9 protein-coding genes are annotated in these 18,185 nt (G+C 36.9%); all 9 read right to left on the bottom strand.

All coding sequences use genetic code 11. The annotated features are described in order from the left end of the window. Positions 1-1,326: 1,326 nt before the first annotated feature. Positions 1,327-4,461: an autotransporter outer membrane beta-barrel domain-containing protein gene (locus ACFIK2_RS01385; RefSeq protein ID WP_375676820.1), complete on the bottom strand. Its 3,135-nt coding sequence runs from the start codon at positions 4,459-4,461 to the stop codon at positions 1,327-1,329. 136 nt (positions 4,462-4,597) lie between these two features. Beyond that, positions 4,598-6,628, bottom strand: a complete 2,031-nt coding sequence (locus tag ACFIK2_RS01380; protein WP_375676819.1) for an autotransporter outer membrane beta-barrel domain-containing protein — start codon at positions 6,626-6,628, stop codon at positions 4,598-4,600. Between the two features lie 140 nt (positions 6,629-6,768). Further along, positions 6,769-9,117: an autotransporter outer membrane beta-barrel domain-containing protein gene (locus ACFIK2_RS01375; RefSeq protein WP_375634764.1), complete on the bottom strand. Its 2,349-nt coding sequence runs from the start codon at positions 9,115-9,117 to the stop codon at positions 6,769-6,771. 630 nt (positions 9,118-9,747) lie between these two features. Continuing rightward, entirely contained in the window at positions 9,748-12,270 is a 2,523-nt protein-coding gene (locus ACFIK2_RS01370) for an autotransporter outer membrane beta-barrel domain-containing protein (protein ID WP_375676818.1), read from the bottom strand. Between the two features lie 424 nt (positions 12,271-12,694). Continuing rightward, on the bottom strand, positions 12,695-12,871 hold the full coding sequence (locus ACFIK2_RS01365; protein ID WP_375655308.1) for a hypothetical protein: 177 nt from the start codon (positions 12,869-12,871) through the stop codon (positions 12,695-12,697). A gap of 580 nt (positions 12,872-13,451) precedes the next feature. Further along, positions 13,452-15,851, bottom strand: a complete 2,400-nt coding sequence (locus tag ACFIK2_RS01360; RefSeq protein ID WP_375676817.1) for an autotransporter outer membrane beta-barrel domain-containing protein — start codon at positions 15,849-15,851, stop codon at positions 13,452-13,454. 64 nt (positions 15,852-15,915) lie between these two features. Then, on the bottom strand, positions 15,916-16,620 hold the full coding sequence (locus ACFIK2_RS01355) for a right-handed parallel beta-helix repeat-containing protein (protein ID WP_375676816.1): 705 nt from the start codon (positions 16,618-16,620) through the stop codon (positions 15,916-15,918). A gap of 877 nt (positions 16,621-17,497) precedes the next feature. Continuing rightward, positions 17,498-17,812 (bottom strand): autotransporter outer membrane beta-barrel domain-containing protein, encoded by a 315-nt coding sequence (locus ACFIK2_RS01350; RefSeq protein WP_375676834.1) that lies wholly within the window; start codon positions 17,810-17,812, stop codon positions 17,498-17,500. Further along, the coding region (locus ACFIK2_RS01345) for an autotransporter outer membrane beta-barrel domain-containing protein (RefSeq protein ID WP_375676815.1) at positions 17,813-18,185 on the bottom strand (373 nt) is incomplete at its 5' end.

Below are 18,185 nucleotides of genomic sequence, written 5' to 3'. Positions count from 1 at the left end.
AAGAGTATGTGATGAATATTGCCTATAAGCTTCATGGAATATTGTCCTTTAAAGTGTGGTGATATGACGCGGTTCGTTGTTTAAATCTATATGCTTGAGATAAAAATTAAAGCGGTTTATTATTTCCTTCTGCTGTTTTTAGTTTTTGTATGTCAGATTGGAGAGAGCATCCAGATCTGAGTGGATATAGTGCGTATATCTTTGTTGGCGTAATATTTGAAATGGGGAGGCAATCTCATTGGGAAAGAATAAAGGGGTAGAAATCAGCTTCCCTCTGTACCGCCGTTCTTTAATTTAGCTTTATGTCTTTCAAAAGTATCTAAAGCACTATCTGTTAAATAATGAAGATTCCGCATTGTTTCACGCTTTTTTTATTGTGTTTTTTACTGCGGGCATGTCCTTCATGCACGACAAAATACTCAAAATAGAATGGATTTGTTATTCCTAATTCACGTCCTTGTTTTAAAGAGATATCTAAGCCCTCAAGTCTATTTCGTGATGGTGTTTGTGGGGCGCAACGACATCTTTGATGCAACGGTGCTTGTGAATGGTATAATAAGAAAGTTTCCATGGAAATAATATAAAATCTATAGGGTGCGACCATCTTTATGCTTAATAAAAGAGCAAGTTGATATTGTTATATTTTTCAACACTATCATATTCTTTGTTTGATCCCAATGTTGCTCCAGCCCTTGGCACTTGAGATAGTTCATTAGAGGCATTTTTAATCCTTTCTTAATAGTTTTTTATCCCTATGGCTCTTCCCCCTTGTCACTTGTAAGAGATATGGTTTTTGTTGATTCAACATAGAACAGGTCTAAAATGAAAGAATCTGACGATATTCTGGATTCTCATTTAACATGGAAAACAATTAATTGTCTTTATAAATCAATATCTTGTCTTATAATGGAGCTGCTGTAGCATTGAGATTTTAGAGGAAAAACATGCCTTTAAGAATTTATACCAGATACTAGTCTTTATAGCAGGTATATTAAATGTACATCATCTAAAATAAATGGAGCGTCCACAGCGAAGAAGGGGCTGACTTTTTTTAAATTGGCATGAATGCTTATTCTGTTGTGCTGTAAAAACATCATCGCTTGAGGTGTGGTGATAATATAAGACATAAAATTTTATGCATGGGGTATTTTGATGAGAGAATGTTATGGTATTCAGTCTTTTATTCAATATGCAAAAGAAATATTATAAGTCAAAATCTTCTTTGATGTGATAATGATTTTTGAGAATTTAAAAAATATATAAATTTAAATAAAAAAGCAGCACTTTGTGCTGCCTTTTTTATTTAAGTTAAAATTAACTTCTGCTTTAGAAAAGATAACGTATTCCGCCAGACAAATTGGTGCCAGATACACCGGCTTTTTGCAGTTTTTGCCGATAGCTGATATCGGCGTTTAGTACGATATTTTGAGAAAGATATGCATTCACCCCCATGCCTCCCTCAACTGAAGAGCCGGTAGGATCAACATGAAAGGTATCAGCAATTTTTATTGTTTTACCATCGCCAAAAGTTCTGATAACATTCATTTTACCATAGAAGGAAACAGCCTTGTTTTCTTCAACAGCCATTATCGTTTTTGTTAAACGTCCACCAAAACGGATCAACCATTGATGTGGATTGCCCATGTCTACTTTTAAGCCATTGGTATCTGAGAAAATATCAAACATGAGATTTTGATAAATGAATTGAGCTTGTGGTTCAAAGACAAGCCCTTTTGTATCGGTTGCTAATTTCTGACCAATGGTTGCAGATATATTAAGCATCTCGGTACCATCCAATTTTGCGGCATTCCCAACAAGAGCTGTGGTAATATTTCCTTTTAAGGTTCCGTAAGAAAGAAGAGCGTTGACATATATACCATTGCTATGCTGGATGCCGCTATAAGCGGTAAGTGACCATTTATCAAGCGTTGTCTTTTCAGAATCTTGCATCTCTTTTGGCGTAAAGGCAAGCTTTCCGTACGTTCCTAAAAGACCAAAATGTGCGCTTATGTCTTTGCTTTCTAAGGCGGCTAATATGCCCCCTAATTGTAAGGCAGTATAGTTTACATCAGCACCATAACCATAGTGCAGTGGATCGCGGTTGGAAGATAGGGTGACCTTCTCGCCGTAGGAAGAGAAAAAGATACCATTCTTTTTATTGTCTTTTGCCCCAAATACTGTTGTTCGCATATTGTCTAACAACGTGTTTTGATTGTTTGCATCAGTAAATCCAGCAGAAAATAAAGTATTAGATATGGTTAAATAGTTTGCTACCTGTGGTAAAAGGGCTCGAACTTTTTTATCCTTATCAATGTAGGCATTTTGTAAGCGGAAATCCCAGAAATCACTATTCTTCTTGCCAAAAAGATTTTGGCTCTCATGAGATGTTCCAGGCTTATAGCCTGTGAGTACATATTTATAAGGTTGTTTCCCTATTGTCATATAGTTTCCTGCTAACGTGAAGGAATTTTCATTCGCTTGTCCGGAAACTTGAATGATTGAAATCCCATGTGTCCCTAAAGGAAGTGACGCCATGCGTTCTTCCCAAACAGCAGAGCTATCGGTTTGGAGATTGATGTGCACAAAAGTACTTCCTGAGACATCACCATTAATCACAATGCGATCAGTTTGTTGTTCCGTTATAGGAGAATGTTTATCCCATTGAGTGTTTACATAAATCTCTGCAAGACCCGCTGTACTATAAACCGCTGCTGTGTGAGTTGTTTCGTCTTCTTGCGAAAGATTAGGTCCTATAAACAGAGTTTGATAATGTCCCTCAATGGGCTTGTCAAACATAATAGCACTGTTTGTAAGGTGCAATTCAGAAAGATTAGAGTATGATTTTTCATCAACACCAAACTGTCTATAGTCATTTAAAATATTATCATTATTTGTGGCATTTTTATTAGCCTTTACAAGCCATTTCGTCCTCTCTTTTAGATCAAAAACTGTTCTATTATCTTTAGAAGTTCTTACCCGACCTTCTAAAGAAGAGTGGTCTGCAACTAATGTAATGGTGTTTGTGGAGGCACTTTCGTTCTTGATATTTTTTAATAAAATATCGGCATGAACTTCTGAATTTTTAAGGTTGACTTCCCCGTTTATGCCTGTTCCATAAAGGTTGATACCGCTACCATGTTCAACGAAAAGCTTTGTATTCTCTAGGGTTACTTTATCAGCAATATTGGCTACATCTTGTTCTTGAACGGCATTGGTGTTCCTTTCAGCATTGTGTGTATATCGTTTTCTAGGGGCATTATACGGATTGTTGCGAAAAATAATACCGTCTGCTTCATAATTTCCCGTGACATGTGCGCTTGAATCCTTAAGTTTGATTGTGCCCTCCATGTTTACCAAACCAGCTGTTTCTGCTGTTACAGTAATGCCTGTAGCATCAATTTCTCCACCATCTGATACGCTTAGTGCAACAAAACGCGCATCAACTGTTCCCCCTATCATATTGACTTTTGAATTATTTCCCTCTGCATGTACAGCAAAACTATTGTCTTGAATTTTTTTATTATGTAGCGTTATGATCTCACCGTTTTTAGCTTCAACTCCAGCGCTTATATCCTCAATTTGTGTAGACTTTTCAGGTTGTTTTATTGGTGATATTGTTTTTTCAATCTCTGATTTTTCAGATATTTTTTGTGCATATGAAGATTGCACTGGCGCTGGTTTTGCAGATTTTGGTGGTACCAGTAATGCTGGTTTTTCAGTTTCTACTCTTAAAGATATTGGTTGTGCGAGTTCTGGTTCATTAGATGTTGGTATTTGCTCTGTTGTTGGTTTTGTAGGTTCCGTGCTTGTAGGTTCAGACTTTGTAAGTGTTGGTTGTAAATTCGGTGAAGGTTGTGTAGGTTCTGGCTGTGAAGACACAGCAGAATTCGATAGTGTTTTTTCGCTGGAAGAGTCTGCAGAAGAGGAGGGCGCCCCTGAACGTCTTCTAGATTTTGCTTTCATTCCTGTTGTTGAAGCTATTTCTGTCGTTAGAGATTGTGTAAGAGTGTTTTGTGTTGTAGGGTTAGATTGTACACCTTCTGTAACTTTAGTCTTTGGTGTTTGGGTACTTCCTTGACCAAGATCAGAGTTTTGTTTTGAAGAAGAAATTATATTTCCAGCTGAATTTCCTTCAAGTTGTGTTTTGGGAGGTAGAGTGCTTGTAGAAGTAGGCGTTGTAGTTTTATTCCCTGTAGGAGGAAGGGTTATGATTGTTCTTGTAGAGCTAGATGTTGAAGGTGGATATGAATATGATGGCATAATTTGTCCGATTCCATCATATGGATCTTTATACGGATCAAAAACTCCGGATAGATTTATTTGTGACTTGACACGAGCAGGTTGTAGAGAAGAAGAATCTATCGTTGTTGATGGATTTGTACTATGAATAGCATAAGACATACTGGTGGAAGAACAAAACAGAATTCCAGAAACTGTGTATAGTAAGAAGCTTTTTTTCATATGGATGTATTCCTAAAATATTTCTCCCCTCTTTCATAAAAAATAAAACTTTGGCCTCATTATGTCTCTTTTGTAAGAGGCAAAACGAAACATAATGAGATCTCTTTGTATTTCAAGATAAGGGATACAAGTATTTTTAAAAGTGATAGCGCATTCCAGCGGCAATATTTATTGCAGAGATGCCAGCTTTTTTGAATTTATGTTGATAGCTGATATCACTATGAAGCTCTATATTTTGCGATAAGTGCGCCTGAATACCAAAACCACCTTCGATTAAAGATCCCATAGCAGCAAGCGAAAAGTTTTCACTAAAAGTTTTGATCATGTTCAGTTTTCCGTAGAAGGAAAGGGCATGTCCTTTGTTTTGTGTCAAACGTCCACCAATACGAAGCAACCATTGATGAGGTTTGCTTATGTCTATTTTAGAGTTATCGTCATCTGAGAAAGAGCTCCTATCTGATAAAGAACCAAGCATGAGACGTTGATAAACAAGTTGTGCTTGTGGTTCTAGGATTACACCTTCCAAATTGGTTGACAGTTTTTGACCAACAGTTGCAGCGGCTCCTAATGTTTTACTATTCTTCACTTTTGAGGTATGTTTAATGAGAGCTGTAGCATGATTTTCTTTGAAAATTCCATAAGAGAGAAATGCACTTGCATAGATGCCACTGTCATGCTGAATATTTCCATATGCGGTGAGTGACCATTTATCAAACATATTTTTTTGAAAGCTCTCCTTGTTTTTAGGAGTAAAAGATAATTTCCCATATGTTCCGAAAAGACCAAAGTTGCTGCTGATATTTTGATCTTTTAGCGCTATTAATGTTGCTCCTGCTTGCAATGCAGCATAGCGAATATCTGCTTGAACACCATCTTGTTCTGCTTGAACCTTGGAAGAAAACGTGCTTTTATTGCCATAAGAGGATAAGAAAACGCCTCTTTCTGGATGATCTTTGGGCTCAAACATTGTTATTTGCATATTGTCTAACAAGATATTTTGATTGTTGACATCACTAAACCCAACAGCAAACATCGCGATAGGCATGACTAAAGAGCTTTCTTCTTGTGGTGTAAGAATTGTTCTTTTTGCTGTCCCATTAAGAGAAGTAGAAGTTGCAGTTGCTTTATCATCATCTGTAAGTTTAGAGGTGCTCTCTGTAGCCGCGGTAGCAGTATTTCCAACCTTTGGGAGCAAATTCATATGCGCTTTTGCTGATGTATTAAGAGTTGTTTTTGATGCTGAGGAAGTGGTGTTTGTTTGGGGATCAATATCAGATTGCGAATTTTCATTTATTTTAGGCTGTCTCATTCCATGATCTGTTCTTGTGAATGAACTGTCCTTGTGTTGGGCAGCAACATGAGCGGGTGGTAATTTATCACTAGCGCGTCTTTGTCCTGTGCTGGAGTCAATAAGAGGTTGTTTATTCTTTTCAGATGCAGGAGGGGTTGTCTCTCCTTTTTTCTTCACGTTAGTTATTCCATCGTTGTTCAAAGTCTCTAATACTGCTACTGCTTTGCGTAAAGTATTGGAAAGTTCCTTGTTTTGTCCTTGTAAAGCACTATCCACTTGTGCTGCTTTATGTAATATTTCTGCTTTATTTTGCAGTTCAAACCAATTATGATTGTCTTGGCTCACCCATTGTTGGCGCGCGGTATTAACACGCTGTTGATTATCAGCATCAAGGATTTTTGCTGCTTGCACGGCATCAGAAATTGCTTTATCGTAGCCACGTAATAAATTTTCTCTTGTTTTTAATCGGTTCTGACGTAATTGTTCAAGGTATGCTCTGGCTTTCATCATATGTTGTATATCCAGAGGGTGTTTGTTTGCCATGGCTTGGGCGCGTATATTATCCATTTCGCGGTTCACCACGTTTATATGTGTACCAGAACTATAACGACCTGCACCTGCAAAAGAGCTGTTAATCGTATTTCTTACACGATCCATATGATTTTCAAGTGCTTGGTTGAAGTGCGAATTATCTTCCATCATGGCGCCAGAGGCTATCTTTTCAAGATTTTTTTCTGCTTGTGTTGGTGTGTTTATTAAATCAATAGCATAGCGTTCCTGGGGGCTTAGAGCAGAGGCGGTGCTGGTAGATGTGAAGTTAAAAGAAGAAAAAAATAAAGCACAAGCGGCTGTACATAACAAAAGATTCTTATGCATAGAGATGTTCCTTAAGATATTTTCTTTGTTTTGCTAAAAATGAACCACTTTTTGACACATTGCGGTTTTTTGTAATGTAGTTAAGCAGCACTGTTTTCATCTCAGCGCTGCTTATGCGTCAAAATAGAGAGCTAAGATTTCTAAAAGCGATAACGCATTCCTCCGGAAAAATTAATTCCAGAGAACCCAGCTTTTTGAAGTTTATGTTGGTAATTAACGTCAGCATGAAGTGCGATATTTTTAGAAAGCTGCGCGTTAATGCCAAGTCCACCTTCAAGGGAAGAGCCCATAGAATCGAGATGGAAAGATTCCATAACATCGATAGTGCGCTCCTCACCAAAAGCTTTGATGACATTCAATTTACCATAAAAAGAAAGAAAACGATCTTTTTCAATAGGAAGTATTGTTTTTGTTAAACGCCCTCCAATACGGACCAACCATTGATGAGGGGGCTTTATATTAACTTGGAAGCCATCAATATCTGAAAGAGTGCCAAAGGCAATATGTTGATAAATAAGTTGTACTTGTGGTTCAAAAGACAGCCCTTCAACACCAGTTGCTAGTTTTTGTCCAACGGTAGCTGATATATTTAATGTATCCGTATTGTTTAATTCTGTGGTGTTGCCGATAAGGGCTGTTGTAATATGTCCGTTTAAAATGCCGTAGGAGAAAAGTGCATTAATATAGAGACCATTGTCATGATGGAGATTCCCATATACCGTAAAGGACCATTTATCCAGTATGCTTTTGTCAGAACCTTCCATGTCCTTTGGCGTAAAAGCGAGCTTTCCATATGTGCCTAAAAGACCAAGATTCGCGATTATATTTTGATTTTCTAACGTTGTTAATGTCATGCCTGCTTGTATAGCAGCATAGTGAACATTAGCACCATAACCATACTCCAATGGACTACGGCTGGAAGATAACGTCATCTTGTTGCCATAAGTCGATAAAAATATCCCTTTTTGTTTATGACCTTCTAATCCAAAAACTGTTGAGTGCATATTATCTAACAGTGTATTTTGATTGTTTATATCAGCCAAGCCAGAGGAGAATATTGCATTATGCATAACCAAATAGCTTGCCATTTGAGGAACAAGAGCTTTGATTTTTCCTTCATCATCAAGAGTCGCATTTTGTAGACGGAAATCCCAAAACTCTTCACTTTCTTGCAAGAGACTTTGCTGTTTGTCAGCTCTCCCACGGCTGGATGTTGGTCCATAGCCATTTAATACATATTTATAGGGCAATCCATCCATTGTAGTGTAGCCATTTGCCAGCGTGAAGGCGGCTTCCTCTGCTTTTCCAGACACCTGAACAAGTGAGAGACCACGCGCATTCAAAGGAATTGAAACTTCATCATTATCGAATGGTTCTGCACGCTTTGAAAGATTGTTGAAATAGATCGTTGTGGTGCCTGAGACATTACCATGAACGAGAACACGGTCAGTTTTTTGTTGTTCTTTTACAAGACCATTACTCCATTCGGTATTAAAGTAAATCTTTGCGTTGCCCAATGCATTGTAAACCGTTGTTGCATCAGAGCTTCTGTTTTGCTCTGTTTTCGCAGCTTCAGCTGTTGGCTGTTTTCCCACATGCAAGGTTTGATACTGATTGTCTGCTAGTTTATGCGGCGCATTAAATATAATAGAGCTATTATTAAGGTTCAATACTGAGACAATAGACTGTGCACGTTGTTTAATATCAGTGAGCAAGTATCCTTTAGAGCTGTCAAATTCTTTGTCTACTTCAAATTGACTAATCTTTAGGGACCACTTGCTGTTATTGTTGAGAGTAAAAATCGTTGTATTTTGAGGTAAAGTCTTTGCTCGTCCTTCTATAATCGAATTGTCAGCGCTTAATATAAAAGTGCGAGGATCGATATCTTTTGAGTTTTCTGGGATTTTATTTTTTAATAATATATCAGAACGAATTTCTGAACTTTTAAGTTCTACCTCAGCAACAGATTTTGCATAATCTGGTCCTAGAATACCAATACCATTTTCAACAAGAAGTTTTGTGTTGGTAAGAATTGCTTTATTGATAACTTTTTCGCCCTCTTTTACTTGGGAACTTGGGATGTAATCAAAAAGGATACCACGACTTTTGTGATGTCCGGAAACATTTATGATTGAATCTTCAATATGGATGATGCCGTTTGAAATTTCTAAACCACGGGAATTTGATTTTCCTACAGTTTTTTTAGCATGAATACGCCCACCTGTTGTTGCGGTAAATAAATTTGAGTCTGAACGCATTGTTGAATTTGTAATGGTGATAAAGGCTTTGTCATCAGCAACCACTGTTGTATATGCGCTGCGGATAAAAACGTTATTAAAGGTTTTTTCTTCTCCTGCTTTATCCGCACGAGCCATAACCATTGTAGGAGCTGATGTATTTGCATAAGTTGAACCGAAATGAGAAAAAATCAAAGTTCCAGCAATTGTACATAACAAAAAATTTTTCTTATAAATATATTTCTTACACATAGATATGCCTTTAGTATTTGGTATGCTTTGATGCTTACTTCATTCCCCCGATGGCGCAAGTACCCAGACAGTTTCTATATCATTATGTTTTTATTGTAAACAACAAAACGAAATATTACGTCCTGTTCTTTATCGTTTAAAAATGATTTTAGAAGAGTTTTTAAAATAGAGATTGCAGTTAGCAACTATGAATTGCAGAAAAGCTAATTTAATAAGTCTTCCGTTTAAAAGTGTTAAGAAACAAAATATTTTGCAAGGATGTTTGTTGCTTAAGGCTGTTGTTATGGAAACTCTACAAAGTTTTTGGAGAAGCTGTTGTTGTGTGCTTACAAAAAGCTTTTAATTGATTTTCTTACACAGAGAATTATTTATTACGTGTTTTAAAATACAAAAAAATTTATTAAAAGCATTTGATTTTTATAAATCAAAAAGGCAGCTCTTTTGAGAATTCAGTATTCATTCAGAGATAACAGATTTTGTTACATTTGGTTTGAGTGAGATTAATTGGCTCAAGAAAGGTGGTAGAAAGAATCGTTATTGACGCTTCTTTCCGATAGATTGTAAAAAGGCAGCATATTTGTACTGCCTTTTATTAAAATGAATAGAATATAAATTGTTTTTTGCGTTTTCTTAAAACTGATAGCGTATTCCGCCTGAAAAGCTTGCTCCGGATATACCAGTTTTTTGAAGCTTATATTGATAGTTAACATCAGCATGAAGGGCGACATTTTGTGATAATTGTGCATTTACACCAAATCCACCTTCAAGGGCAGCTCCCATAGAATCAAGGTGGAATGGTTCACCAATCTGTATCGTACCATTGTTAGAAAAAGCTTTAACAATATTCAATTTACCATAGAAAGAAAGAGTACCGCCGTTTTCAATAGAAAGCTTCGTTTGCGTTAAGCGTCCACCAACACGTACTAAGTATTGATAAGGATTTCCCATATCCACATCAAAGCCATCGACATCTGAGAGTGTGCCAAGCATGAGGCGTTGATAAACAAGTTGTGCTTGTGGTTCAAAGACCAATCCTTTCCTACTGGTTTCGAATTTTTGTCCAATGGTCGCTGATGCACTGAATGTATCAGCATTTTTCAATTCTGCAGTCTTTCCTATGAGAGCTGTGGTGATATCTCCCTTGAGCATTTCATAGGAGAAGAGTGCATGGATGTATATCCCATTATTATGGCGCAGCCCACTATATGCAGCAATTGACCATTTATTGAGTGTACTCTTGTCAGCACCTTCCATGTCTTTAGGGGTGAAAGCTAATTTCCCATATGTCCCTAAAAGACCAAAATTGGTGGTCATATTTTGATCTTCTAGAGCTGCTAATGTAATGCCTGCCTGTAAAGCTGCATAGTGAATATCGGCACCATAGCCATATTGTAATGGCGTACGGTGAGAGGATAATGTCATCTTATTTCCATAAGTCGAGAAGAAGACTCCTTTGTTTTTATGATCTTTTGTATCAAAGGTGTTTTCCTGTATCGAGTTGAGTAAAGTGTTTTGATTGTTTATATCAGCCAGTCCAGCTGAGAATAGTGCGTTAGGCATGGACAAATAGCTTGCCACTTGAGGAACGAGAGCTCTGATCTTTCCTTCATTATCGAGAGTCGCATTTTGCAAGCGAAAATCCCAGAAATTCTGATTTTTTTCCAAAATGTTTTGTGCGTTGTTTGCTTGTCCAAGGGATGATGAACCGGTATTTTGCGCTTCTTTCTCTTTTGGTGAAACGCCTTCAATCATTTTTCCTAATGCTGATATCGTGTAGATTGTGTAGTCTTTGAGGGTATTTTCTTTTGATTCTTGTGATATTCCGCTAAAATGACTTTGTGTGCTATCGGCTGTCCCATGGCTGGATGTTGGACCATAGGCTTTGAGTATATATTTATAAGGCAAGCCCCCCATTGTGGTGTAGCCGTGTGCAAGTTTGAAGGAATCTTCATTTGCATTCCCAGAAACTTGAATGAGTGAAAGACCACGCATATTCGAGGAAACAGAATCTTCAGCTTTTAATATCTCACCTTTCGCAAGGTTCTTGATATGGACTGTTGTGCTGCCTGATACATCACCATGAATAAGGAGGCGGTCAGCTTTTTGCTGTTCTTTTACTAGACCATCACTCCATTCAATATTAAAATAAATTTTTGCATCGCCTGTGGCATTGTAAACTGTATTATAAGTGCTTTCTATATCGGGGATTGTACTTCCCTCAGGTCTACGAACCTCAGCTGTTCGCCCTACATACAAGGTATGATAATGATCTTTTTCCCGCCCTTGTGGTGTCTTAAATATGATAGAACTATTATTAAGATTCAGTACTGAAACGGTAGAAAGGGCTCGTTGTTTAATATCACTGAGCTCATAGTTAAACACATTAAAGTCAGTATCGACTTCCTCTTGAGAGGTCTTTAAGTACCATTTGCTCTTGTTATTCAGAGTCAAAACCGTTGTATTGACTTTTAAAGTTCTTGCTCGTCCCTCTATTGTTGAATTATCAGCGGTTAATGCTAAAGTTACAGGAAGAGTATCGTTGTCATAATATTTACGTTTCGTTTTATTTCTCAATAATACGTCAGATCGAATTTCTGAGTCTTTAAGTTGAACTTCAGCAACGGCTCTTGAGCAGTAGGGACCAAGAATACCGGTACCGTTTTTCACAAGAAGTTTTGTATTGCTAAGAACAACCTTATTGACAACTTTTTCTCCACTTTTCAGTGAAGAATCTTTTGTTTCATAAAAAACGATACCACCGGCACCTCCTCGTTGGACGGTTATGGTTGAATCTTCAACGTTGATTATACCATTCTTTGTTTCTAAACCTTTGTACACTGTATTTGCTTTAATTTCTTTAGCATGAATGCGTCCACCTGTTGATACAGAAAGTGCAGACATTTCCGTGTGTATTGTTGATTTTACAATTGTGATAGCTGCTTTATCATGCGCTAATATTCCAGGTCCTTTATCGCGGACAAGAACATTATTTAAAGTCTTTTCTTCTCCCTTATTTAATTCAATCTTCCCCAAAATTCCAGGAGTTTCAGGAGCCAATGTATTTGCATAAGTTGAACCGAAATGAGAAAAAATCAAAGTTCCAGCAATTGTACATAACAAAAAATTTTTCTTATAAATATATTTCTTACACATAGATATGCCTTTAGTATTTGGTATGCTTTGATGCTTACTTCATTCCCCTGATGGCGCAAGTACCCAGACAGTTTCTATATCATTATGTTTTTATTGTAAATAACAAAACGAATTATATTGATGGTGTTCTCTATGATTTGAAGTTTTGCTTCAGAAAAACTTTTTTCATGATCATAAAAAGTTGAGAAAAGTGGATTTCATAAAACCTAGCTTGGTTAAGCTTATGCTAAAAGCACTATGAAGTATGATATTTAAAAATTGTCTATTAAAGATAATCGCTATAAAAGCTCTATAGTGTTGAGATGTATTATTTGATGCACTAACCAAAACGATCAGCAAATTTTTTCTGCTATAAGAAGAAGAGATGAGGGGGCTATTCACAGGCTTTCTTTAAAAGAGACTTTTCCTTAAGGGGTACCAAAGCTCATTTTGCTACGATGGTCATGAATGCTATAACGTTAAAGCCATAGAGTCCCATCATCTTTACGCTTACGAAGGAGTAAGCCGATACCTTTACGCTTAATAAAAGAGCAAGCCCATCACACACTTTGCCAGCTCCCAATGTTTTTGTGACAAGCCCTTGGCACTTGAGGCAGTTCATGAGAGGAATTCTCAGGTTTTTCTTATATAACTTTTCTTCACACGCCAGCCCTGCTTGTAACGTGCAAGAAAATTTTTAATTGATTCAACATAAAACAAGTTTGAAATGAGAGAATCCTACGATATTAGGGACTCTCATTCAACATGGAAAATAAAGAATTATCTTTATAAATCAATATACTGTATGGAATGAGAGGGATAAGCATTGTCAAAATGGTTTGCCTAAAAACGGTACATGGACATATAAATGAATCCTTACAGGGTGCTGTTAAGCTAATGGATTGAAGAAACAGGAGGATAAACATAGAAAAGGTATGAAGAGAGAGTTTCTTTTATCATTATCTTTTCCAATGTAGTCTTCTTTTTATTATCTAAAAATACACTTTGCTTAGCTTTATAGACAAATTCGATAATGAATATGCCGCGTGACTCGTGTAAATAGGAGGGAAGGAGATTATTGAGGAGAAAAGAAAAAAGTTTCAGGGGATAAGAATAGTAGCTTACATAGATTAAAAAGGCAGTATGTATACTGCCTTTTTTGTTAAATTGAATAGAATGAATAGGCTATTTACAGCCTTTCCTTAAAACTGATAGCGTATCCCTCCTGAAAAGTTTGTTCCGGATATACCAGTTTTTTGCAGCTTTTTTCGATAGTTTATATCACCATGGAGGGCTAAACTGCGAGACAATTTTGCATTGATGCCAAGCCCACCTTCAATAGAAGATCCTGTAGGATCAAGGGGAAAGGTGTCGCCAATCTGTACTTTACCATCATCACCAAAAGTTTTGAGAAAGTTCACTTTTCCATACAGAGAAATGACACGGTTCTTTTCTGTGGAGGTAGTAGTTTTTGTCAAACGTCCACCAATGCGTACTAACCATTGATAAGGTTCACCGATATCAACTTTAAGATTATCAGCATTAGAAAAGGCATTAAAGATTAGACGCTGGTAAACAAGTTGCGCCTGGGGTTCAAACGTGAGGGCTTTAATACCCGTTGTGAATTTTTGACCTATTGTTGTTGAGGCAATTAACATTTTTATATCATCGACTTTAGTGGTACTGTTAGCGATGGCTGTAGAGATATTTCCTTTCCAGATCCCATAAGAGAAGAGTGTATCCATATAGAAACCGCTATTATGCTCTATACCGCTGTAGGCTGTGACTGCCCATTTGTTAAGCGTACTCTTGTCTGCATCTTCTATATTTTGGGGGGTGAGGGATAATTGAGCATAGGTTCCGGTAAGACCCCAATATAGGATTGTATTTTGGCTCTTTTGTGCAGAAGCTGTAAAACCTGCTTGTGTAGCAGCATAGCGAATGTTTGTGTTATAGCCATATTGTTGTGACGATAGGGTTGCGATACTTCCATAGGAAGAGAGAAAGAATCCATTTTTTTTGACGTTATCTTCGATCCCTATAGCTGTTGTTCTCAGATCAGCTAACAGAGTACTTTGTTGAGCCATATCGATAAAACCAGCGTAGAAGAGAGCATTAGGTACGGCCAAATAGCTCGCTACTTGTGGTAAAATAAATTTCTGCAAACGGAAATCCCAGAAATTATCATTTTCTCCCAACAGGTTTAGTGTTTCATTTGCAGCACCATAGCTGGATGTTGGTCCATAAGCGGTAAGCCTATATTTATAAGGTGAACCAGTTGCTTGGATATAACCATTGGCTAATTTGAAGGAATTTTCATCTGCTTTCCCGGAAACTTGAATGAGCGAAACTCCACTGGTATTAGAAGAAGGGTGAAAAGCTTCTGTTATATTATTGCTATCTTTGAAATCACTCATAACATAAACTGTTGTTGTACCTAAGACATCTCCTTGGATCAGAAGTCGATCATTTTTTTGATCGATTATATCAGAGCTCTCAACAGATCCAACATTAAAAGAAATCTTTGCGTCACCAGAAGCATTGTAGACTGCTTGCGTGTCTGGTTTCCCAGAACCTATATGCAATGTATGATAATGGTTTTCTGTCGGCTGTTGAAAAACAATGGAACTATTGTCGAGATTAAGTATAGAAACATCAGAATGAGATCTTTGGGCAATATCAAGTAACTTGCCCGCATCATCTTTTTCTTTTGTGCTAGTGTTTACGAACCATGTTGTATCGTTTTTGAGATCGAAAGTTGTTCTGCTGTTTTCGTCATTTCTTACTCCCCCCTGTAAGAGAGAGTTTTCTGCGGTGAGTGTAAAGATTTGATCAGGTTTTGGCGTATCGTGAGTTATACCCACGAATAACCTGTCGGCACTGATTTTTGAATCTTTGAGGTTGAGTTTACCATTTGATGAATTGTTGGCAACAATACCCGTTCCATCTTCGACAAAAAGGTTTGTATTGGTCAGGTTGATTCTTGAAGTCTGATCGTTTTTGGAGTCATCAATGCTTATCCCATTGCACTGTGCTTTCGCAGAAATATCTGTGACATCAATATATCCGCCATCTTTTAAGACAAATGCAGCTTCTTTTGCTTTTACAGTTCCTCCAGTCATTGTGATTTTAGATTGTGCACCATCTGCATGAAGCCCATTATTTTCAGATGTTACTATAACATTATCATTTAAAGTAATTGTGCTGCCTTGCTTGGCTTGTACCTCACCGCCAAAGGAACCGCCGTCCGTTACCGTTATTTGGGAATTATCATTAGCCAAGAGAGCCTTTTGTGCGTTCTTAACGGTGATATTTTTTAAAATAATCGTGCTTTCCTTATCAGTACTTACACCTGTGGTTATCGGTTTATCATTGCTGCTGCTTGTTATCACGACATTTTCTAACTTGTTGTTGTCACTCTTGCTGTTTTCAAAAGAAGCCCCTGTCTCGGAAACAGTGATAGATCCTCCTGTCATTTGGATGATACCATTGTCTTTTGCCTCAAGTCCGATGATAGCCTCTTTAATGGTTGTATTGCCATGCAATTCAATTGTACTGTTGGGGCCGTTAGCCCATGCACCTTTTCCATTGCCATCTGCCATTAGAGTGGTATCTATGCCATCAATATATCCACTATTTGCTGCAACTAATGCATTTTTTTCCCAGTTACAGTTCCCCAATCATCGTGATTTTGGATTGTGCACCATTTGCATTGAGGCCATATTCATCAGAGGACACTGTAACATTGTTCTTTAAAGTAATTGTAGAGCCTGTACCAGCGTATATTCCATGCTCTTTTGCATTAAAGTATCCTCCTGATACCGTTGTTTGAGAATTATCCAACGCTTCTATACCCACTTTTGCTTGAGTAACTGTTACGTTTTCCAAGATGACTTTCCTTTCCTTATAAAGAGCTATTCCTTTTTCCATTAAGTCATCTTTACTGCTCGTTATTGTCACATTTTTCAGCTTGTTTTTATCACTTTTGCTATCTTCGAGAAATAAGCCTACTGTAGGAGCAATAATACCTACTGCATTCATTTTTATTATACCACCGTCTGTTGCCATCACACCGATTTCTTTAGCCTTAATCGTTGATTCTGATAAGTCAAGAAAGCTATTAGGTTCGATAATGCGTACAGTGCTCAACCAGTCGTCCTCCATGTTTTTGCTGTCGTGAATTATTGCTAAATTTTTTCCAATTATTCCACTACCTTTTATCACTATTATACCGCCAACAGTGAAGTTGGATGCTTCCTCAGTTATTCCATGAAAATTCATTAAGATTTTTTCGGCTTTTACATTAGTATGAGCACTAAACAGCGCGATTGTCGCAACAGCTGTACAGGATAGTAAAAATTTTTTAGACATGAAGATTTTCCTTAACTTATAAGCCTCCGCATATTCTCTCCCCGCTTATAAAAAGGATAAAGAACACACAATTTTCATCGGGAGGTTATATTATTTTAACTTTTATATAAAGTATTTATATAATTTTATTATTAAATAAAAAATATTATTTAATAATAAAATATAATATAATTTTATACTTTATTTATTTTTACATTTATATATTAAATTTATTATTTACTTGTATTCTATAATAATTTTTTATTAAATGGTTTTTTATTTTGTAAATAACTATGTAATTTATAATTTATAAAACAAATTATTAAATATAAACTATTATAATTTCAATCACATAATAAATTTAATATTTGTTTTCTGTATATCTAAAATATATTTATGTATATACTTAAATAATACTTATTATGATTGATAAAGCTTTAGCTCTTCTTTATGATTTCCTGAGCATTTTAGATAAATTGAGTACAAAGCATTGTGTTATGTTTGTTATGCCTGATTGGATTTTCTGCGCAAAAAGGTATTTTGCAGCAGATCTTCTGCCGTAAAGAGGTGAAGGGAATTCCTTTAAAGAAAAGCTAGTACATCTACTGCATGAAGAAGAAAGAGGTTTCTTTAAGGAATAAAAAGGACTTTAGCAGAAAAGAAAAGCAGGGTTTATTTACAAGAGGTAATATCAACAAAAGGGCTACATAATATTATAGAAAATTAAAAAAGCTGCACAATACAGAGTTGTGCAGCCTTTCTGTGCAAACGAACGGGAAAGCAACGCTCGCTTTTACACTTTTTTCAGTCTCATACGCTTGTACATGTGCTTTCCTTCTCATGTAGGGCACAGGCTGCTCTGCTTAAAATAAGAGGTTCCGAGAAGAATTTCCTTTCCTTAAAACTGATAGCGTATACCACCTGAAAAGCTTGCACCACTTATACCAGTTTTCTGAAGCTTTTGTTGATAACTTACATCACCATGAAGCGAGAAATTGTGAGACAGTTGCGCATTGATGCCAACGCCGCCTTCAATTGCAGGTCCCATAGGATCAAGGTCAAAATCTCTGCCAATCTGGATGGTACCATTATCACCAAAGGTTTTGATCAAGTTTACTTTTCCATAGAAAGACATTGGACGGTTGTTTTCAGTGGAAATAGTTTTTGTCAAACGTCCACCAACACGGATCNATAGGCTATTTACAGCCTTGATTTAAAACTGATAGCGTATACCACCTGAAAAGCTTGCACCACTTATACCAGTTTTCTGAAGCTTTTGTTGATAACTTACATCACCATGAAGCGAGAAATTGTGAGACAGTTGCGCATTGATGCCAACGCCGCCTTCAATTGCAGGTCCCATAGGATCAAGGTCAAAATCTCTGCCAATATGAATGGTACCATCATCACCAAAGGTTTTGATCAAGTTTACTTTTCCATAGAAAGACATAGGACGGCTGTTTTCAGTGGAAATGGTTTTTGTCAAACGTCCACCAATGCGTACTAACCATTGAGAAGGATTTTTCATATCAACGGTAAAATTATCAGCATCTTCAATGGTATTAAACATCAAATGTTGATAGGCA

It is taken from the genome of Bartonella sp. AP88XZML, from assembly GCF_042195565.1.
In the GTDB taxonomy this organism is placed as follows: domain Bacteria; phylum Pseudomonadota; class Alphaproteobacteria; order Rhizobiales; family Rhizobiaceae; genus Bartonella.
The sequence above is the reverse complement of the archived record's forward strand: the minus strand, read 5'-3'. Positions and strand labels throughout refer to the sequence as shown.